The 664-nt window shown below is 76.7% G+C and carries 1 protein-coding gene; it reads right to left on the bottom strand.

Annotation, left to right across the window (positions count from 1 at the left end):
• Window positions 1-532: GNAT family N-acetyltransferase (locus tag GTR00_RS22165; RefSeq protein WP_166613628.1), on the bottom strand; the 532-nt coding region annotated here is incomplete at its 3' end.
• Window positions 533-664: the final 132 nt, after the last annotated feature.

The following is a 664-nucleotide window of genomic DNA, read 5'->3' on the forward strand; positions in this document are numbered from 1 at the left end:
GGACCTCACCTGGCAGCGCCAGCCACTGCTGCCAGGTGAGGTCCCGGCCCACGAAGCGCGGTGCGGTGAAGGGCCAGTCGCGCTGCACCCAGCGCGGCACCCGCACCTCCAGCTCCGCCTCCAGCTCCGAGCCGACCAGCCGGTCCACGACCCACCAGGACACGTCCGCGTCCGCGCCCGCCCGGCCCGGCGGGTCCAGGTACACGCAGCCGAGCAGCTCCGCCTCCTCGTCGTCGAACAGGGCGTAGTCGAAGGACTCGTGGCGGGCGATCTCCGCCTCGTGGCGGGCGAGGTCGACGCGGTCCTGCTCGCGGGTCATCCCCTCCGGCGGCCACCCCCACACCTCGCCGTAGATCGACCACAGCCGCTCGCGGGAACCGAGGACCGCCGGCAGGTCCACGTCGACGTCGACCTCGCGGATCGGGCGCAGGTGGTGCCCGGTGGGCAGGTCCAGGCGGGTGGGGTGCCGGAACCACGACGGCAGCCAGGCCGCCGGGTCGGGGACGGGTCGGAGACGGGCTGCGGACGGCACGCCCCGAGCCTGGCCGCGGCCCCTTGCAGCCCGCCTGCACCGCCGCGGCGCCCGCCCACCGCCCCTGCAAGCGGGTTGCAGGGGCCGCGCAGCACGCTGGGCAGCGCCCCGCCGCAGCGGCGGGGTCCTGCT

Source organism: Kineococcus indalonis (assembly GCF_009906395.1).
In the GTDB taxonomy this organism is placed as follows: Bacteria; Actinomycetota; Actinomycetes; order Actinomycetales; family Kineococcaceae; genus Kineococcus; species Kineococcus indalonis.